Below are 19965 nucleotides of genomic sequence, written 5' to 3'. Positions count from 1 at the left end.
GGTTTTCCATCGTCCTTAGTAACCTTTAACCCTTGATACAATGAAAACGAAAGTATTGGTGTCTGTGTTGTTCACCTTTTTGCTGTTTCAGGCCTGTAACCGAAAATCCGCGGCCGATTTTAATCCTGATTTTTCATTGTTCAGGGAACATATTTCCGGTTTCACTGCCGGTATCGTCTCTGCGCATTCTGACATTCGCGTGGTTTTGGCTGTTGATAAAAAAGAATGGAAAGCCAATCAGGTGTTAGACACTGATTTGTTCGATATTTCTCCGCGTGTGGACGGTAAAGTGGTTGCACTTTCCAATAATACGCTGGCGTTTATACCGGAAGAGAAACTTAAACAAAACACCGAATATCAGATAACCCTGCATCTGAGCCATCTGATGGCGGTGAAGGAAGAACTGAAGGATTTTAATTTCACCATTAAAACCATCAAGCAGGATTTTATGGTGGAGACCTTGGACATTCAGTCTTACAGTCCCGACTTTCAATATTTGAACGGAGTTTTAAAAACGGCCGATAAAATCGATTTTGAAACCGCTCAGAAACTGATTTCGGCACAGCAAAAAGACCAATCCGTGAAGGTGAAATTCTTCAAAGCGCCGGCTATGGGCACGGAGTTTAAATTCATCATCGACAGTATCCGGCAATTTCCGGAAGAAAGCAGTCTTGAAATTCAATACGATGGCGAAGATTTCGATATCGAACAAAAAGGAACCCTCGACTATAAAGTGGCGGCTAAAAACCACTTCAAAATCGTAAATATCGACATACCTGAAGGCAACAACCAAACGATGTTGGTCAACTTTTCAGAGCCGTTGCGAAGCGGTCAGGATTTCAGCGGGTTAATCGCCATTCAGAATACCAGCAAGTTAAAATTTGCCACTCAGGGAAACCTTTTAAAAGTTTTCTTTACGAATGATTTGCCGGAAAGCAAAGCAAAAGAAGCGATTGCAGTAGCAAAACCGATGGAGGAACTGGCAGACAGCACGGCAACTGCCGTAGATTCCGCAGCTGTTTATAATGAAATCACCGAAGATCCGGAATATGAAACAACAGACGAAGTAGCAGCAAGAGCAACCTTAAGTGGTGATATTGTTGTAGAATTTTTCCAAGGTATTGAAAGCGAATACGGTCACAAGTTAGAATCGAATTACACGTCAAAAGTTTCGTTCGATCCTATCAAACCTAATGTCCGACTAATCAAAAACGGAACTATTTTGCCGAGTTCCAACAACCTGAAACTGAATTTCGAAGCGGTTAATCTGAAAGCTGTCGACGTTAAAGTGTACAAAATTTACAAAAACAACATACTGCAGTTTTTGCAGGACAACGAACTCAATGGAACCCAAAATTTGAAAAGGGTATCGCAGCCGGTAGCCAAAAAAACCATCGATCTGAAAGAGAATCCGCTAACGAATCACACCAAATGGAACACCTTTGCCCTGGATCTGTCCAAAATCATCACACCGGAACCGGGTGCCATTTACCGCGTGGAATTTTCTTTTAAAAAAGCCTATTCCCTTTACGAATGTCAAAGCACGGAAGCTGATGAGGAACAAGAAGAGGAACAGGAAGAAACCGATGAGAACGACGTCAACTACAGCGGTAATTATTACGACGATTACTATTACGACGATTACGAATGGCGCGAGCGTCAGGATCCGTGTACCAATTCCTATTACTATAACACCAGAGTCGGAACCAATATCTTAGCTACGGATTTAGGCGTAATTGCCAAACGCGGGGAAAACAAATCTTATTTCTTCGCCGTTAGCAATATCGTAACTACGGAACCGGTATCGAATGCAAGAGTGGATCTGTACAGTTTCCAGCAGCAGAAACTGGCCACAATGGCTACCAGCAGCGAAGGAATTGCCAAGGTGAAATTGGGCAAGTTTGCCTATTTCGCAATTGTAACGTTAGGAAATCAGTCCACCTATGTGAAATTGGACGACGGGAACGCTTTGTCCGTAAGCAATTTCGATGTGGCGGGTGAAACGCTGCAAAAAGGACTGAAAGGCTTCATTTATGGCGAACGAGGCGTTTGGCGACCAGGTGACAATCTGTATTTGTCGTTTGTACTGAACGATGCGGCCAACAAGTTGCCGGAATCCCATCCCATCAAACTGCGTTTGTCCGATCCTAACGGAAAAACCGTCTACCAAACCGTGCAGCAGTCCAACGAATGGAACCATTACACTTTTACCGTTCCGACCGATGCAGACGCGCCAACCGGAAGTTGGGAAGCGATGGTAAGCGTAGGTGGCGCTAAGTTTTATAAAAACATCAAAATCGAAACGATTAAACCCAATCGTCTGAAAATTAAACATACCTTTCAAAACGAAGTGCTTTCCGCATCCTATCCCAACACCAGTACGTTACAAGTAAACTGGCTGCACGGCGCCGTAGGTAAAGATTTGAGAGTGGAGATGCAGGCGAAATTCTCGCAACAGACCACTACGTTTAAAAATTACACCAAGTATGTTTTTGACGATTTGGCGCGCCAGTTCAGTACGGAAGAAATCAGTGTTTTCTCCGGAAAGACCGATGGTTCCGGGCGGGCAACGGTAAGTATTCACCCTAAATTACAGGGACAGGCACCGGGGATGCTCAAAGCGGCCTTCATCACCAAAGTATATGAAGAAGGCGGCGATTTCAGTACCGATGTTATGGCCACAACTTATTCGCCTTATAAAACCTACGTTGGGATAAAATCACCCGAACCGAACAAATACGGAATGTTGGAAACGGGAACCGACAACAGATTCGACATCGTAACCGTGGATGAAAACGGGCGTCCCAAACCGTCAAAAAACCTCGAAGTTAAAGTGTACAAAGTGGAATGGCGCTGGTGGTGGGATGCTTCCGAAGACTTGTCGGACTACAACTCGTCTACGGCCACAACCTCTTATAAAACGTTTAGAATCACTACCGATTCGCAGGGAAAAGGAAATGTTCAATTTAGGTTAAGCGATGAAGAATGGGGACGCTACTTAATTCGGGTAACCGATCCGGCCAGTGGTCATGCCACGTCGCTAACCGTAAATATCGACTGGCCAATCTGGTCGGGAAAAACCAGAAATAGCGATGCATCCACTGCGAACATGCTGGTGTTCTCTACAGATAAGAAAAACTATGCCGTAGGCGAAAAAGCACAGATTTCCTTTCCGTCCAGTGAAGGTGGCCGCGCTTTGATATCTGTGGAAAACGGGTCAAGAGTATTACAATCGTTTTGGGCCACCACCCAAAAAGGCGAAACGAAAGTGGCAATCCCAATTACGGCAGAAATGGCGCCAAACGTATATTTCAACATTACGCTGCTGCAGCCGCACGCTACCACAAAGAACGACTCGCCGATTCGTTTGTACGGTATTGTGCCCGTGGGAGTAATCGATAAAAACACCATCCTCGAACCCAAAATTGCAATGCCGGAAGTACTGAAACCGGAACAAACCTTTAACGTGAAAGTGAGCGAGAAGTCCGGAAAACCAATGACTTACACCATTGCCATTGTAGACGAAGGCCTGCTGGACCTAACCCGTTTCAAAACGCCAAATGTCTGGGACAGTTTCTACGTTCGCGAAGCTTTGGGGGTAAGAACCTGGGATGTTTACAATGATGTTATCGGTGCTTACGGCGGAAAAGTGAATCAGATTTTCAGCATTGGCGGCGATCAGGATTTAGGCGGCGGAAAAGCGAAGAAAGCAAACCGTTTCAAGCCTGTTGTAATCCATTTAGGGCCTTTCAAACTGGAAAAAGGTCAAACCAAAACCCATCAGCTACAATTGCCGAAATACATAGGTTCCGTTCGCACCATGGTAGTTGCTGCTGATGCGGAAACCAGTGCGTACGGCAGCGCGGAAAAAGCAACGCCGGTGCGAAGCCCATTGATGACCCTGGCTTCTTTGCCGCGAAAAATTTCTCCATCCGAAAAAGTAACCCTTCCGGTTACCGTTTTTGCCATGGAAAAACATGTGAAAAATGTTACCGTTCAGGTAAAAACCAGCAAAGGACTTAAAGTTGTCGGCCCATCCGTGCAAAAGGTAAGTTTTGCGCAGCCGGATGAAAAAATGGCGTATTTCAACCTTGAAGTCGGTGGCGCTACCGGTATTGGAAAAGTGGAAGTAATTGCCGCTTCCGGAAAAGAAAAATCGAGTTATGAGGTGGAAATCGACATGACCAATCCGAACCCGGTTACCAACGCCTTTACCGATGTGCTTTTAGAACCGAACAGTTCCAAAACGATAAGCTGGAACACTTTCGGAGTGGCCGGAAGCAATACCGCGCGTCTGGAAGTTTCCTCCATGCCAACTATCGACTTTAACCGCAGACTGAAATACCTGATAGAATATCCGCACGGTTGTGTGGAACAAACCACTTCGGCAGTATTTCCGCAATTGTTTTTAAGCGATGTGGCTGATATTGATGCAGGCCGAAAAGCACTTATTCAGAAAAATGTAACCGCAGGAATTAACCGTTTAGGCGGTATGCAGTTAGCCAACGGTGGCTTCTCCTACTGGCCGGGTGCAAGCGTAGCCGATGACTGGGGAAGTTCCTACGCGGGTCATTTCCTGATAGAAGCTGAAAAGAAAGGTTACGTTCTGCCGATTAACTGTAAATCGAAATGGCTTTCCTACCAGCAGAAGGAAGCGAAGAAATGGCGTTATGCGGCACAATACGGCAACGATTTGGCACAGGCCTATCGCCTTTATACGTTAGCCTTAGCCGGATCTCCGGATTTGCCGTCCATGAACCGTTTGCGCGAAACCGGCGGTATTTCAAACGAAAGTAAATTGCGGTTAGCTGCGGCGTATGTACTGGCCGGTCAGAAAACAGCAGGAATGTCGTTGCTGATGAAGAGCAAAATAGACGAAGAAACCAACCGTTATCAGTATTTCTACTACGGATCGAGTGACCGCAACCGCGCGATGGCTTTGGAAACGCTGATTTTATTGGGACAGAAGCAGAAAGCTTTTGCGATGGCGACGAAACTGGCCAAACAAATGGCCGCCGATCAGTGGATGAGTACGCAAACCACGGCTTACAGTTTGTATGCCATGTCCAAATTTGCCCAATTCAACGGCGGAAAAGGCATTGAAGTGCAGTTTGCCAACGGCGGAAAATCACAAATGATTAAAACCGCTAAGGCATTGGCAGAAAGAGGTTTAGTGGTAAAATCCGGAGCCAACAGCATTACGCTTAAAAACAGTAAAAACAATACGGTTTATGTTCGCGTGCTGAATTCAGGAATTTTGCCGGTAGGGAAAGAACAGGTAATGCAAAACGGTTTGACGGCCAATATGGTGTTTAAGAACCGTAAAGGCGCTGTAATAAATGTGAATAAAATAAATCAGGGTACCGAGTTTATGGCCGAAGTCACGATTCGCAACCAACGGAATGAACGGGTGGAAAATGTGGCTTTGACTCAGATTTTGCCTTCCGGATTTGAAATTGTCAACACCCGCTTTACCGATTACGGCGACGCCACCGGAAATAGCGCTGATTATATAGATATTCGGGACGATCGTACGAATTTCTATTTCGCCTTGAAAGCCAACGAAACCAAAACCTTTAAAATTTTGCTGAACGCCTCTTATTTAGGGAATTATTACCTGCCGGGACTACAGTGCGAGGCGATGTACGATAATTCCTTTGTGGCGAGAACCAAAGGAATGTGGGTAGAAGTGGTGAAATAAAGGAAATTTGTAAACCTTGAAAGCAAGAGTAATAGCGTTGGCAAAACGTATCCGCAATTGGATACGGCATAACAGAATAAAGACAGCCGTTAGCGTTCTGCTCTTGGTTGTCTACTATTTTTCATTGCCAAAAGTTTTGTTTCAGGAACCTTATGCCACTGTAATTGAAAGTAAGGAAGGGGAGTTGCTGGGCGCCAAAATTGCCACAGACGGTCAATGGCGGTTTCCGGCTCAGGACAGTGTGCCTTACAAATTTCAGCAATGCATCGTTTATTTTGAAGATCAGTATTTTTACAAACATCCCGGGTTTAATCCTGTGGCGATGTTCAAGGCGATAAAACAAAACAGCAAAGCCGGTCGGGTAGTGCGGGGCGGGAGTACGCTTACCCAACAGGTAATCCGATTGTCTCGAAAGGGAAAAAACAGAACCTATTTTGAAAAAATCGTCGAAATGATTTTGGCCACCAGACTGGAGCTGCGTCATTCGAAAGCGGAAATTCTGGAATTATACGCGGCACATGCGCCTTACGGCGGAAATGTGGTAGGGTTGGAAATGGCTTCATGGCGCTATTTTGGCGTGCAGTCGCATCAGTTGTCGTGGGCGGAAAGTGCTACTTTAGCGGTTCTGCCCAACGCGCCGAGTTTGATTTACCCCGGAAAGAATCAGGAAAAACTGTTGCGCAAACGCAATGGATTGTTGCTGAAATTAAAGAATGAAAAGATCATCGACGGGCAAACGTATGAATTGGCTGTAGCCGAACCGTTGCCGCAAAAACCGTATGATCTACCACAAATTGCACCGCATTTGTTGCAAAGGGTAGCTAAAAATCAGCCGGGAATGCAGGTTAAAACTACGGTTGATCTTGCGTTGCAGCAACGTGTCAATCAGATAGCGAAGTATTATTACAGCCAGTACCGCCAAAATGAGGTGAACAATATAGCAATTCTGGTCGTCGATGTGGAAAACCGAAACGTACTGAGCTACGTCGGCAATTCGCCCACCGACGCCGACCATCAGAAAGATGTGGATGTTATCGGCGCGCCCAGAAGCACCGGAAGCATTTTGAAACCGTTTCTGTATGCCGCCATGCTCGATGAAGGCGAGTTGCTGCCCAATACCCTGGTAGCCGATATTCCCACGCAAATTTCGGGCTATACGCCTCAGAATTTTAACCGCACTTTTGACGGAGCTGTACCCGCGCATCGGGCTTTGGCGCGTTCGCTGAACATTCCTTCAGTGCTGATGCTGCAGGAATACGGCGTGAACCGTTTTTACGAACAGCTGCAGAAGTTTAAGCTAAAAGACATTTCGCAACAACCCGATCATTACGGTCTGTCGTTAATTTTAGGAGGCGCGGAAAGTAACCTGTGGGATTTGTGTCGCACGTATGCCGGCTTGTCTTCCACGGTAAATTATTTCAATAAGAATCAAGGACGTTACCGCACGAAAGAGTTTGCCGAACTGAATTATGAATACGGATTTGAACCCGATTTCGGCAAAGAACGTTTTCAGAAAACGATTTTAGGTGCCGGTTCCATCTGGCTGACTTACAATGCGATGGAAGAAGTAAACCGGCCGGAAGGCGATGAAGCCTGGAAATTCTACGACAGTTCGCTTAAAATTGCGTGGAAAACCGGAACGAGTTTCGGGAACCGTGACGCTTGGGCCATTGGAACGAATTCAAAATATGTGGTTGGCGTTTGGGTGGGTAATGCTACGGGAGAAGGCCGGCCAAGTTTAACAGGAGTGACAAGTGCGGCTCCGGTTTTGTTTGATGTTTTTAATCTGCTGCCGAAAGCGAAATGGTTTGACATGCCTTATAATGATTTGGCGGAAGTAGAGGTTTGTAAATTAAGCGGTCATTTGGCCAAAGAGGAATGCCCTAAAATCAAACAGTTTGTTTCGTTGAAAGGGAGGTCGACGACCGTTTGCCCGTATCACAAAACGATTCATTTGGACAGATCGGAGCAGTTTCGCGTAAACAGCAGTTGTGAAGACGTGGAAAATATTGTGGCGCGCAGTTGGTTTATTTTGCCTCCGGTGATGGAATGGTATTACAAAAACCAGCATATTGAGTACCGGAATCTGCCGCCTTTCCGGAGTGATTGTCAGGCTTCGCAAACGGCGTACATGGATTTTATTTATCCGAAGGCAAATGCTAAAATTTACCTCACGAAAAACTTTAACAGTGAGATTCAGCCGGTGGTGTTGAAAGTGGCGCATTCGCAACGGGATGCAGCGCTTTTCTGGTATGTGGATGAGGTATTTGTGGGTAAAACAAAAACCTTTCATGAAATGCCGGTAAAAGCGACAACAGGAACCCATTATATTACCGTGGTGGATGAGTTTGGGAACGAAATCCGGAGAAAAGTACAACTGGTCATGGAATAGAATAAGTACTGTGCTGCGCTATAGATTGAAAAACTTCTTTAAGGCGTTGTAGCCCTAGCCCCGATGGGAGCGGCATCCTTTTTTGCTTAAAAAGACGTGATTTTAAAGTGTTCGTTCTGCAAAAAAGATACAGCGGACAGCGGGTTAAAGCTCCAAAATCAATTTAAAAGTATTGCATTGACTATCCGGTTTTTTGTGTTGGCCATGAATTGCAAGAATTAGCACAAATTAATTCGTGATAATTCGGGTAATTCGTGGTAAATTTTAAGAACGATAAAAAAAAACATAAAAAAACCGCCTCATTTCACAACGGGCGGTTCTAGGTTTATTTAATTTCATTGCCTTCTTTGTCGAAGAAATGATATTCCAAATACGTGTAAGCGTCACGAGGTATGATTTTCACCCATTTCTTATACTCAAAAAACCATTTTGAGCGTAAGGATGGAAAACCTTTGGTAAGGTAAGCGGCCACAAAAGGGTGTGCGTTTAACACGACTTTTTTGTGATCGCGGATAATTCTTTCAAGATCAGCCGCTATTTTATCAACAATCAGGATTGGAGCTTCGATTTCCCCTTTTTCGTTAGGGTCTTCTTCTCTGGTTTTGATATTTACTTCCGGTCTGACTCTTTGTCTAGTAATTTGAATCAATCCAAATTTGCTAGGAGGCAAGATCTTGTGTTTCGCCTTGTCGTCACTCATTTCCTCTTTCAGAAAATCGTAAAGGGTTTTACGGTTCTCCGGATTTTGCATATCGATGAAATCGACTACGATAATGCCGCCCATGTCGCGAAGTCGTAACTGACGGGCAATTTCTGCCGCGGCAATCATGTTGACTTCCAAAGCGGTGTCTTCCTGGTTGGTGGCTTTGTTGGATCGGTTACCGCTGTTAACGTCGATAACGTGTAAAGCTTCCGTGTGTTCGATGATTAAATAAGCTCCTTTGCTCATCGAAACTGTTTTCCCGAAAGACGTTTTGATTTGTCGTTCAATGTGATATTTCTCAAAAAGAGGAAGTTCCTTCGACTGGTAATGTTTGACGATATTGACTTTTGAAGGAGCTATCTCTTGCAAATACTCCTTGGTTTGATAATACAAATCCTCATCATCCACGTGGATACCGGTAAAAGTATCGTTGAATACATCGCGTAATATCGAAGAAGCTTTGTTAACTTCTCCCAATATTTTCGACGGGTGATGAGCGGTTGGTATCCGTTTGCACATTGCCGACCACTTGTCGAGCAAATTCTGCAAGTCTCTGTCCAGTTCGGCTACTTTTTTGCCTTCGGCTACTGTACGGACAATAACGCCGAATCCTTTGGGTTTGATGGATTGAACCAGGCGTTTTAATCGGTCTTTTTCTTCTTTGGATTCGATTTTCTGAGAAACCGAAACCCGGTCGGAAAAAGGGACTAAAACCACATATCTTCCCGCCAAGGACAATTCCGAACTGATTCGGGGGCCTTTGGTGGAAATGGGTTCTTTTACCACCTGAACCAAAATCGACTGATTGGCGCTCAGCACGTCGCTGATGGCACCATCTTTGTTGATCTCGGGTTCAAAAGGAAAATTTTTGAGAGTGAAATCTTTTAATTTACCTGCGCTTACAAGTTTTATGAATTTCATCATCGAAGAAAGGTTAGGACCCAAATCGTGATAGTGCAGAAACGCATCTTTCTCGAAACCTACGTTTACAAACGCAGCGTTAAGTCCCGGCACCGGTTTGCGGATTTTGGCAATAAAAATATCACCTACTGAAAATCCGGTTTTGTCCTCGCCGCCTTCTTCTTTGTGTAATTCAATTAGTTTTCCATCTTTTAATAAGGCAAAATCTACAGCTTCTGAACTGGAACGAATGATTAATTCTTTGTTCATGCGGTACATTTTTATCCATACGTTTAAGTGAAAAGTGAAAAGTAAAAAGTGAAAAGGCGCTCTTTTAAGAAAGTTTCCTTATCCCTCATTCCTTATCCCTTGTTCCTAAATTGTACAGATGGATTAAACATTTTTTACAGGTAGTTTTTACCCGATGGAATTTCAGTTTTCTGAAAACGGCCTACTGCGACTGTTTGCGGTTTACTGATTTTCCGTTGTCAATGAACTTTTAGTTTAAAAAGAAAAAAGTAGCTTTAGACTACTTTTTCTTTTTATGGCGGTTAGCTCTCGCTCTTTTTTTACGTTTGTGCGTCGCTACCTTATGTCTTTTTCTTTTTTTACCACTTGGCATAGTGTACGTGTTTAGTGATTAATAAATAATTATTTTACTTCCGTGTTAGTTTTTACTCCGTCAACAAAGATTTTTGCCGGTTTGAAAGCAGGAATGTTGTGCGCCGGAATTTTGATGGTAGTATTTTTAGAAATGTTTCTTCCTGTTTTCTCTGCTCTTGTTTTGATGATAAAACTTCCGAAACCTCTTAAATATACATTGTCTCCAGTTTCTAATGAGCTTTTTACTTCGTCCATAAAAGACTCAACTGTTGCCTGTACGTCTCCCTTTTCTAAGCCTAATTTCTCTGAAATTTTAGCTACGATGTCTGCTTTCGTCATTTTCTTTCTTTTTATTTTAGAATAATGTGTATTATTTTTTGAGTGTGCAAATATAGCAATTAAAAAAACAAATTTTCAAGCTAATTGATTAAAATTTAGCCACATAAAGTTTTATTTTTGTTTTCCAATTTTTTTAACATGAATTTTTCTAACTCGTTAATCCAATGGTATTTACAAAACAAACGCGACTTACCTTGGCGCAAAACGAACCATCCTTACCATATTTGGCTGTCGGAAATTATGCTGCAACAAACGCGTGTAGCGCAGGGAATGCCGTATTATTTTGCCTTTACCGAAGCGTTTCCCACGGTTGCCGATCTGGCCAAATCTGACGAAGAAACCGTGTTGAAATTGTGGCAGGGTCTGGGCTATTATTCCCGTGCCCGAAACCTGCACGCCACCGCTAAATATATTGCCTTTGAAAATAACGGAAAATTCCCCGACAGTTATAAGGCGCTCAAAACCTTAAAAGGAGTAGGCGATTATACTGCGGCGGCCATTGCTTCCATTGCCTTCGGGGAACCGGTTCCGGTGGTGGATGGTAATGTGTATCGTGTGCTGTCGCGCTATTTCGGAATAGATACGGATATTACTTCTCCCAAAGCCAAGAAAGAATTTTTTGCCTTGGCCGATTCGCTGTTGCCCAAAGACAAAGCCGCGGATTTCAATCAGGCGCTGATGGAGTTTGGGGCGTTGCAGTGTGTTCCGAAAAATCCGGACTGCGGTGTTTGTATTTTCAAAGACAGTTGTGTGGCGCTGCAGCAGAAAAAAGTCGATGTGCTTCCTGTAAAGTTAAAAAAAAACAAAGTAGTGTCGCGTTATTTCAATTACCTTATAATAAAAGACGGAAACGGGAATTCGGTGGTGCAGAAGCGTACGGCGAAAGGAATCTGGCATAATTTATACGAATTTCCGTTGTTGGAAACAAGTGCAGCCACCGATTACGATACCGCCTATTCACTGGTTGAACAATACGATTTCGGATTTAAAATTCTGAACATCAAACCGCTGCATCATGAAGTAATCGTTCACAAACTTTCACATCAGCACCTGAACATCCGCTTTTGGGAAGTGGAAACCGCAGAAAAAATTGCGGAAGCCCTGTCTCCCAAGACAATTATGAATTATCCTTTTCCGATCGTGCTGCATAATTTTATGGAACGACTTTGGCAAAATGAGCAGAAAAGTAGTATATTTGAGATGAACTAAAAGATACAAGCCATGAACGGTACATTAAACAAGGTGATTTTAATCGGACATTTAGGGGATGATGTTAAAATGCACTATTTTGAAGGAGGAAACTGCATTGGACGGTTTCCGCTGGCGACAAACGAAATTTACATCAATAAAACTACCGGTGAGAAAATCACGTCTACCGAATGGCATAACTTAGTGGTGCGCAACAAAGCGGCCGAAATCTGCGAAAAATACCTGTCCAAAGGCGATAAGATTTACGTCGAAGGCCGAATCAAATCGCGCCAGTGGCAGACAGAGGAGGGCGTTACCAAATACACCACCGAAATTCAGGTAACCGAATTCACGTTCCTGAACACCAAAAAAGAATTTGAACAGAAACAGGGAGGTTACAATCCTCAGGGCGGCGATGCGTCCCGCGGCACTTCGTATGATTCACCGCCTACGGCATTAGAAGGAGACGATTTGCCTTTTTAATCGTCAGGTTTTCAAATAATTTTTCCGAAACTGCGTTACACCTTGTATCTTTACGCCCAATTATGCGTAAGGCTTTTTTATGATGAAATTTAACAAGATACTTTTTGCAGCCGGGCTTGCATTTTTGTTTGTAATGGCAAGTTGTAATGGCGATACGGTTCCGAAGCCCAAAGGACAGTTGCGCTTGGATTATCCGACCGCGAAATACAGCCCGGTTCCCAATGTGCCATCTAATTGTTCGTTTGCCTTTGAGGTTAATGAAAGCGTCAAAGTAAAAACAAAACAGGACTGTTCCATGGAAATCGAATATCCGAAAATGAAAGCCACCATTTACCTGAACTATAAACCCGTTAACGGAAACATCGAACAGTTGTTGCGCGACGCTCAGAAATTAACCTACGAACACGTAGTAAAAGCAGACGATATCGCCGAACAGCCGTTTCTCAATCCGGGAAGTAAGGTGTATGGGATGTTTTATCAGGTAGGAGGGAATGCGGCCACCAATGCGCAGTTTTACGTAACGGACAGTACCAGACATTTTCTGGTGGGATCGGTGTATTTTTATGCCAAACCGAATTACGATTCGATTTTACCGGCCGCGGCTTACATCAAAAACGACATGCGGAAGATTATGGAAACGGTTAGATGGAAATAAGATAAAAAAGAAAAGGAACTCATTTGGGTTCCTTTTTTATTCTGGGACAGCAAACCCGATAGCTCGGATATGTCAACAGTTCGATAGCTCGGATTTGCAATCCATGCCCACAAAGTATTTCAAAAAAAATCCTAACCGTAAAAAGTTAGGATTTTCATTTATAAAAAAAGCTCTACTTTTACCTTACGTTCTTACACAAAAGACATCTATTCTTTCGGAATGCTCGTGCCAAACAGGCATGGCAATAGTAATAGCTACCGTTACGGGTTTAATGGCAAAGAAAAAGACGATGAATTAAAGGGTGATGGCAACAGTATTAATTATGAAGCTCGAATGCAAGATACACGAGTTGGAAGATTTTTATCGATTGACCCATTGGCAAAACAGTTTCCATCACTAACACCTTATCAATTTGCGTCTAATAATCCTGTGAGCAATGTTGACTTAGATGGACTTGAGGGAGTTTCATATAGAGTTGTAAGGATTGATGAAAAGACTGGAAAGAAAATTCCAATCAAGAGGATTGTTGAAGCCGATATTCATATTGCAGTTAATAGTACTGGCACTTGTGGAGCTTATACACCCCAAGAAAAAGAAACATTAATTTTGGAAAATGCCAAAAAATATAACGAACATGGATATTCGGATGAAGATGGATTAACTGTTGAGTTTAAATTTAATTATATAGAATTCAATCCTGAAGGTCAAGATTCAAAAGATTATTCAATAGAATTGTTTAATGAAAAGGTACCTACACTTTATACAAAAAATATTGTTGGAGGAAATTTTGAAACAAGAAAAGGTGTGGCTATGTGGAAGGAAAAAATAAACCCACGAGGGTTACAATTTCAGTCATCAATTAGAATTAATCCAGATAGAGGTCCTTATCCTTTTGGTTATGCAGAATCTCATGAAATTGCACATTTTCTTTTAATGGGTGAAGGATTTACTACACAAGCACCCCGATGGCGCGGATATGTCCACACAACGATAGCGCGGAAATCCTTTCCGTGCCCACAAAGTAAGTAAAAACAAAAAATCCTAACCGTAAAAAGTTAGGATTTTTCATTTATAAAAAAGCCCTACTTTTACCTTACGTTCTTACACAAAAAACATCTATTCTTTCGGAAGCCTCATTCCTAATCGTCATGGCACTAATATCGCTAATGGTTACCGTTACGGCTTCCAAGGTCAGGAAATGGACAACGAGATTAAGGGAGAAGGAAATTCGTTGAATTATACCTTTAGGATGCACGACCCACGAGTTGGTAGATTTTTTGCGATTGACCCATTATCAAATGAGTACCCATTCTATTCACCATATCAATTTAATGGAAACTCACCTATAATGTCTGTTGAACTTGAAGGATTAGAACCTAGTGTAGACCCTAATCAAAACCAACAAAAAAATACTGATACATGGACTAATAGAGATGGTAGTACAAATACAAATTTAGATGAAGTTGTAATTACTGTACAACCTAAAGCTGAATCAACATCTAAAAAGGTAAATACTTGGGTTGACAAGAATATAGGTCAACCTGCTAGGTCAGTAGCTGGAAAAATCAATAATTATGTAGATAAAAATATAGGTCAACCTGCAAGAGATTTTGTTAAACCTGCAGGACAATGGACGAGTGACTATAGCAGTGCTCATACAAGCATAGGTGCTGGTGATATATGGAGAAAACATATGGGTCCAGTTGAAGATTTATATAAAATTGGTTTTGGGCCAACAGGTGTTGGACTAGTTGGTATAAGAACAACTTCAGCTAGAAAAGTTATTCTCAATACAATTGAACATGCTGATGAGGTAGTTTCGCAAGGTCAAGGCTATATTTGGAATCTTGGTCAGGCGGTTATCACTAAAGCACATCACAATTGGAATAAAATATTTGGGAATCAAGCTATTTCGCTTACAGATGTTGAACCCTTTATAAAAAAGGCTGTTGAAAAAGGTACTTGGGAAGTAACAGGTATAATAAGAGGTAGAAAAGGTGTGATAATAGGTGATAAACTTGAATTGTTGCAAGAAATTGAGGGGCACCAAATTTGGGTAGGGGGAATGAAAGAACATTCTACTGGTAAAATTTATATTAATAATGCCGCAGTAAAATAACGAATATGGATATGTTTGACAAAGCAGAAGATTTTTTTGATAAAGGAGACTTCTTAGCGTCTTTTAATCATTTTAAATCTATCACGGAGAATGATAAGTTTGATAATTTGGAAAAAGCAGATGCTTTTAACATGATGGGTGTAATTATATTGTTTGACCCAATGATTGATATTGAAGATGAAACAGGTTTGAAATACTTTAGAAAGGCACTTGAATTAGACGATGAAAATGTTGGAGCACTTTTAAATGTTATAGAGAATTTTGGTTTATCGGTTAATAATCATAAAGATGTTATTCTTTTTGATTTTGCAATTGGTCAATTAAAAAAAATAAATTACGATTTCAATGAAGATGAAAAAAACACAATTTCTGATAAAGAAAAATATAAAAAATTTATTTTAGATGGTAATGGGTAATGTAGGTAATGTACCCGATAGCGCGGATTTGCAATCCGTGCCCACAAAGTATTTCAAAAAAAATCCTAACCGTAAAAAGTTAGGATTTTTCATTTATAAAAAAGCCCTACTTTTACCTTACGTTCTTACACAAAAGACATCTATTCTTTCGGAAGCTTGGTTCCAAATAGGCACGGTAGCTCAGGTTCATACCGTTACGGGTTTAACGGTAAGGAAAATGATAATGAAATAATGGGCGAAGGAAATTTTGAAGATTATGGAATGAGAATGTACAATACTAGAATTGGAAGGTTTTTTAATGTTGACCCCTTAACAAAAAAATTCCCTGAATTGTCGCCATATCAATTTTCAAGCAACACCCCCATATGGGCAATTGATTTGGATGGTTTAGAAGCTTATTTTAGTAATGAGGGGGTATTTCAAAAATGGGGGGATGATAAATCGAAAACAGCACCAGTAATAATTGTTGAAACAAATCAAACCTTAGATTTAAATGTTACCGAATTTCTTGACAGAGCCCATTGGATATTTGGGGAAGGAAGAGGTGAATTTGCAGATGATTACGCTCATACAATTCAAAATATTAAAGATTGGGGGACATGGGGACAAGGATACAAAAAAGAAGCAGATATGTATAAAAGTATGACCGACGGTACTTATTCTGGTAAAGATGATTTTTTCTCTGGTAATACTGGTTACACAACTTATGACGATTTTGCAAATGCAAGAGTTGATTTAAATAATTTGAATAAACTTAAAAAGGCAAATGTTGTTATAAAAGCAGTAATTGACCAAAAAACTGGAAAAACAAAAGATGAAACACCTAATGCCACTCAATGGCTTGGTTATCCAAATAAATTGTCCAAAAAACAAAAAGAGAAAGGTGAAACTGAGACCGCTGCTGACAAATCATATAAAAGAACGGTAAATAAATATGGCAAAGAGAAAGTTCTGAGAAGAGATGGAGCGTCATCAGGAAGAAGTCATATATTTTATGATACTCGTCCAGCTGAAAGAGTTAAGCAGTTAGAAAAGAAAAAACAACAAAAAAAATAGAATGTATAAATTTTTAATTTTAGTTTTAGTTTCATGTTTTTTTGAACAATCATATTATTGTTTAGAAGAAGGTGTTGAAGAAATAATTTCTAATAACATTGAAACTAAGCCTTTAAAGTATAAATCTTTGAGGTATAATAAAAAACAAGTTTATTTTGTAGATAGTACAATAAAATTAACTCTATCAAATAAAGATTCATTTTTTAAATTTTCAAAAAACAATAAGAAAATTTCTATAGCACAAAAAACAAAAGACAAAAGCAATATTTTTTTAAATCTTGTATAATCGCGAAAATGAATTGTCCAAAAATTTAAAATGAATCGTCCAATTTTTGACAAATATATACAAGTTTAAAGACTCTTTAAACCTTGTTTGAAAACTATTAAAAAACCGCATAATTACTGATGTTTTATGCGGTTTTTGTTTGGATAAGTCATTGACTTTTACTGTCTTTACTTAGTAATTATTAAGAGTTGACGTTCAAATTAAACTTAACGGATTTTCCGTTTAAGAGTTCTTTAGTGTTATCAATATTATTCTCGTATATATGCACATTACCGAGGAACAATGTTATACTCTTCAATTTAGCATCAATCTGCTTGCTTATAAGGTACAAATGATAAATATCTGAAGGCAATCCTAAATTTGCATCAGAACTCCTCTGATATGCGCTCAAAATAAGCTTACCGTTATCAATTTGGAATTGTATTAGGCTTAAACAGGGCTGTTGATTGGTTTCTGTGTTGTTTGACCCCAAGAATAGTACGTAATTTTTTGAGTTTCTTTTCTCCCGGTTAATCTTTTCGATAAGCTTTGGCAATTGCTCAAAGTAAGTAGGATAGCTGTTAACCAAAATAGGACCGCAGTAATCCCACCACGATACGCCGATTTCTCGATATGCTTCCGTTGAGCGTTCACCGGCCATGAACAAGTTGAGTTCGTCCTTTAACTTCTTTTTTGCTACAGCATGCCCCTCAAACAACTCCAACAAGTCTATTGGCTTTAAATGCAATTGCTGATTTAATAAATAGGTAATTGCCCCTTTTTTATTGTTCTGAACTTTCCCTTTAGTCAGAATCTTGTTTAAAATTTCGTGAATTTTGTTCATTTTTTGATTGATGATTGATTATTAAAAAATTGATGATTACCTTTGACGCTCCTACGCTAAACAAGAAAGCCCACAAGCACTGAAAGACTTATGTCCTCCAGTAGCCTGTGGGCTCTTTGGTTAAATTAGCGTAGGAAACTTATTTAATACTGGAGGACTCTTTTTAACTCTATCCTCCAAATAGTTTATCTGTTTAGAAAATCGGCAATTTCCTGATCGGTCATAATTGAAGCTCTACAGTGGCCTCCTTTACGCCACTTGGTAAAGTCAACCACATCTATTACAATACTGATTAGCCAACCAAACCATGTGAGCGATCTTTCGAGACGTTTTTTGCCAAAGCAGCTCGAAAGTGTTTCGCCAAACACCCCAAATTGGTAGCCATTTTTGGAAAGGGCGACGTTCCAAAAATCTGCAAAAAGATAGTTTCCGAAAACGTCAACTTTAAAGGCTTTCATAAACTTGCGGCGGGAGGTCACTTTGTACCATTTGCGATTTTTTACCCCCACAAACAACACAACAAAACCCTCAACAAGATATACGACAACAAAAAGAAATAGCGCTAAAAAAGCCAATATAAATCCCATAGCTATAACAAACTTGCATTCGTAAAAATGTTGTCTACATCGGTTACTGAAAGCCCTAACATTCCGGACAGACTAATGAGCAATGGGCTGTAGCGTTCAAACGTAACTGCGTAATCCCACGCGATTTCCGCTATCTTTCTGTCAGGTTCAGGCAAAGATTGTATTGCATTTTCAATATCAGAAAATGGAATACCTTGCAGGGCTAATTGCGTGCGTAACTGTCGCTGTGAAACAATCTGTGGAACGTCTTTACGATTGTACTCGGTAATTTCTTCCGGTGTTGCGCTTTCATAGTAATTTGTTCCGTTCCATTTGGGTTTTATAAAATCTCCTGTGTATTGAGACGCTAAAACCCATTCACGAACTAACGCGCCGTTTATGATTTTATCTGCATTTTCTTCTAACCATTCGGCCGAATATGTTTGCGCCGGTATATTGTCTATGATTCTCGTGTAATTCATTACAATAGTTCTTTAAATTTTAAATGGATCTGAGTCCAAGCTGTTCCTGAACCTGTATCTGAAATAAAAATACTTATACGGTCATTTTTATTTATTGTAACTCCTGTGGATAAATTGGATTCATTAATACTCTGTGTTCCTGAAACTGAACGATAGAAAAATTCAACAGCTGAACCTCCCCCAAACGCAGTCTTCCATATTGAAATTTGAAAAGCATTTGTATCATTCCAATCCATAAAAATATCTTTTAACTCCATTTTAAAAGGAGCAACAAAATGTGAATTAGCACCGGACGGCCCCAAAAGCAAGTGATTGGTTTGACCTGTGTCAGATGTAAACGGTCCACTTAATGAAATACTGTTTTTAGCCATAAAGTTACCAGTAGCACTTCTATTTATTGAAGTTCTCGAAATAGGGAAGTAAAAATCCTGTAACGTTTTTTCAGATAATTTTGAGCTTGAAACAAATTCAAATCTTCCTTGTGAATAGTGAAATTTTGCGCTTTCTCCAGGTTGCAATATCAAGTCTAAGCCGCTGAAAAACCAAAATTTCTTATAATTAGAACCGGACAATGTTGTATCCTGATGCTTAATTGTAAGAGGTGATGCCAACTCATTTTTAATAGTGTACTTCTTCCCGGGATAAACATTAGGATTTCCGGCGGACACGCTTATCGCTTTAATCATTCCGGTATCTGCGCTCCATATTCTGTTGTAGGAAGCTTCGGTACCGCTTAGATATTCGAAGGATCCGAGAGAATAAATAGCGTCACCGTTTTCGGCTTTCGTTTTGTAGTTGGTCCCGAGTACTGGCGGGATTTCTTCACCAACCAACGAATCGGTAACCAAGTACATCGCATAGAACAACGTATCGGCAGGAACGGGAGGAACTTCCGGGTTAGCACTTTCCGTACCGTTAATCATTTCGATTGTATTATCTGAATTTGCAACAAAGAGCACGAATTTTTTTAGCCCAGACGAGGCCAGTGTAATCACATGCTCTACTGCTGCCGGGTTGGTATAATTCACGCCTTTAATTTTCCATTCCTGATTCGCGGGAGCGGAAAAATCCGTGCCGTCAAGTTCCGGAGCCAAATAGGTTATGAATTCCGTAAAAGCAGGGTTGGATGATAAATCATTAATCGCCTCAACCATCTGATTAAGCTCCGCCGCAAACAAATAGTGCTTCGTTGGCTTGCCCGCAATGGCCGCCAACTTTTCAGCGCTGTCTTCTTTTAATTCAATGCTTAACAT

At 40.9% G+C, this 19965-nt stretch carries 16 protein-coding genes; 10 read left to right on the top strand and 6 right to left on the bottom strand.

All coding sequences use genetic code 11. From position 1 onward, the window contains the following. Positions 1-40 precede the first annotated feature (40 nt). Entirely contained in the window at positions 41-5701 is a 5661-nt protein-coding gene (locus G498_RS0106035; RefSeq protein ID WP_026980346.1) for an alpha-2-macroglobulin family protein, read from the top strand. A 16-nt stretch (positions 5702-5717) separates the two neighbouring features. Continuing rightward, on the top strand, positions 5718-8093 hold the full coding sequence (gene pbpC, locus G498_RS0106030; RefSeq protein ID WP_026980345.1) for a penicillin-binding protein 1C: 2376 nt from the start codon (positions 5718-5720) through the stop codon (positions 8091-8093). 325 nt (positions 8094-8418) lie between these two features. Here pbpC and G498_RS0106025 read toward each other — a convergent pair whose 3' ends face one another. Both G498_RS0106025 and G498_RS0106020 read right to left on the bottom strand, forming a co-directional pair. Next, entirely contained in the window at positions 8419-9966 is a 1548-nt protein-coding gene (locus G498_RS0106025) for an Rne/Rng family ribonuclease (protein WP_026980344.1), read from the bottom strand. Positions 9967-10347: 381 nt separating this feature from the next. Continuing rightward, positions 10348-10692: an HU family DNA-binding protein gene (locus G498_RS0106020; protein WP_262486425.1), complete on the bottom strand. Its 345-nt coding sequence runs from the start codon at positions 10690-10692 to the stop codon at positions 10348-10350. 84 nt (positions 10693-10776) lie between these two features. On the opposite strand from G498_RS0106020, the gene mutY reads away from it, so the two are divergent. The 8 genes from mutY (at position 10777) to G498_RS0105975 (ending at position 16841) form a co-directional block, all read left to right on the top strand. After that, the gene (gene mutY / locus G498_RS0106015) at positions 10777-11847 is read left to right on the top strand and encodes an A/G-specific adenine glycosylase (RefSeq protein ID WP_026980342.1); all 1071 of its coding nucleotides are present in this window, start codon (positions 10777-10779) and stop codon (positions 11845-11847) included. Between the two features lie 12 nt (positions 11848-11859). Continuing rightward, positions 11860-12309, top strand: a complete 450-nt coding sequence (locus G498_RS0106010; protein ID WP_026980341.1) for a single-stranded DNA-binding protein — start codon at positions 11860-11862, stop codon at positions 12307-12309. A gap of 79 nt (positions 12310-12388) precedes the next feature. After that, the gene (gene gldD / locus G498_RS0106005) at positions 12389-12964 is read left to right on the top strand and encodes a gliding motility lipoprotein GldD (RefSeq protein ID WP_026980340.1); all 576 of its coding nucleotides are present in this window, start codon (positions 12389-12391) and stop codon (positions 12962-12964) included. A 219-nt stretch (positions 12965-13183) separates the two neighbouring features. Then, entirely contained in the window at positions 13184-13993 is an 810-nt protein-coding gene (locus tag G498_RS0106000) for an RHS repeat domain-containing protein (protein ID WP_026980339.1), read from the top strand. Between the two features lie 85 nt (positions 13994-14078). Further along, on the top strand, positions 14079-15083 hold the full coding sequence (locus tag G498_RS15375) for an RHS repeat-associated core domain-containing protein (RefSeq protein WP_081694210.1): 1005 nt from the start codon (positions 14079-14081) through the stop codon (positions 15081-15083). A gap of 11 nt (positions 15084-15094) precedes the next feature. Beyond that, complete coding sequence (locus tag G498_RS0105990) at positions 15095-15499, top strand: hypothetical protein (protein ID WP_154656445.1); 405 nt, start codon at positions 15095-15097, stop codon at positions 15497-15499. A 156-nt stretch (positions 15500-15655) separates the two neighbouring features. Further along, positions 15656-16555: an RHS repeat-associated core domain-containing protein gene (locus tag G498_RS0105980; protein ID WP_161625335.1), complete on the top strand. Its 900-nt coding sequence runs from the start codon at positions 15656-15658 to the stop codon at positions 16553-16555. A 1-nt stretch (position 16556) separates the two neighbouring features. Beyond that, complete coding sequence (locus G498_RS0105975) at positions 16557-16841, top strand: hypothetical protein (RefSeq protein WP_026980334.1); 285 nt, start codon at positions 16557-16559, stop codon at positions 16839-16841. Positions 16842-17022: 181 nt separating this feature from the next. Here the strand turns inward: G498_RS0105975 and G498_RS0105970 are convergent, their stop codons facing one another. The 4 genes from G498_RS0105970 to G498_RS0105955 form a co-directional block, all read right to left on the bottom strand. Continuing rightward, a complete protein-coding gene (locus G498_RS0105970; RefSeq protein ID WP_026980333.1) occupies positions 17023-17664 on the bottom strand; it encodes a thymidylate synthase in 642 nt (213 codons plus the stop codon). Between the two features lie 185 nt (positions 17665-17849). After that, positions 17850-18251, bottom strand: a complete 402-nt coding sequence (locus G498_RS0105965; RefSeq protein WP_026980332.1) for a hypothetical protein — start codon at positions 18249-18251, stop codon at positions 17850-17852. A 2-nt stretch (positions 18252-18253) separates the two neighbouring features. Next, the gene (locus G498_RS0105960; protein WP_026980331.1) at positions 18254-18712 is read right to left on the bottom strand and encodes a hypothetical protein; all 459 of its coding nucleotides are present in this window, start codon (positions 18710-18712) and stop codon (positions 18254-18256) included. Next, on the bottom strand, positions 18712-19965 hold the full coding sequence (locus tag G498_RS0105955) for a hypothetical protein (protein ID WP_026980330.1): 1254 nt from the start codon (positions 19963-19965) through the stop codon (positions 18712-18714). Before G498_RS0105955 ends, G498_RS0105960 begins: the two co-directional genes overlap by 1 nt.

The sequence above is a fragment of the Flavobacterium suncheonense GH29-5 = DSM 17707 genome (genome assembly GCF_000430025.1).
In the GTDB taxonomy this organism is placed as follows: domain Bacteria; phylum Bacteroidota; class Bacteroidia; order Flavobacteriales; family Flavobacteriaceae; genus Flavobacterium; species Flavobacterium suncheonense.
Note: the sequence above shows the minus strand (reverse complement) of the source record. Positions and strands in the feature narration are given on the sequence as shown.

Bases quoted from the DNA above. Each gene is read 5' to 3' on its own strand.
- gldD (WP_026980340.1), top strand. From the start codon at position 12,389: ATGATGAAATTTAACAAGATACTTTTTGCAGCCGGGCTTGCATTTTTG.
- G498_RS0105960 (WP_026980331.1), bottom strand. From the start codon at position 18,712: ATGAATTACACGAGAATCATAGACAATATACCGGCGCAAACATATTCG.
- G498_RS0105955 (WP_026980330.1), bottom strand. From the start codon at position 19,965: ATGTTAAGCATTGAATTAAAAGAAGACAGCGCTGAAAAGTTGGCGGCC.
- G498_RS0105970 (WP_026980333.1), bottom strand. From the start codon at position 17,664: ATGAACAAAATTCACGAAATTTTAAACAAGATTCTGACTAAAGGGAAA.
- G498_RS0105975 (WP_026980334.1), top strand. From the start codon at position 16,557: ATGTATAAATTTTTAATTTTAGTTTTAGTTTCATGTTTTTTTGAACAA.
- G498_RS0105990 (WP_154656445.1), top strand. From the start codon at position 15,095: ATGTTTGACAAAGCAGAAGATTTTTTTGATAAAGGAGACTTCTTAGCG.
- G498_RS0106025 (WP_026980344.1), bottom strand. From the start codon at position 9,966: ATGAACAAAGAATTAATCATTCGTTCCAGTTCAGAAGCTGTAGATTTT.
- G498_RS0105965 (WP_026980332.1), bottom strand. From the start codon at position 18,251: ATGGGATTTATATTGGCTTTTTTAGCGCTATTTCTTTTTGTTGTCGTA.
- mutY (WP_026980342.1), top strand. From the start codon at position 10,777: ATGAATTTTTCTAACTCGTTAATCCAATGGTATTTACAAAACAAACGC.
- G498_RS0106000 (WP_026980339.1), top strand. From the start codon at position 13,184: ATGCTCGTGCCAAACAGGCATGGCAATAGTAATAGCTACCGTTACGGG.
- G498_RS0106010 (WP_026980341.1), top strand. From the start codon at position 11,860: ATGAACGGTACATTAAACAAGGTGATTTTAATCGGACATTTAGGGGAT.
- G498_RS0106035 (WP_026980346.1), top strand. From the start codon at position 41: ATGAAAACGAAAGTATTGGTGTCTGTGTTGTTCACCTTTTTGCTGTTT.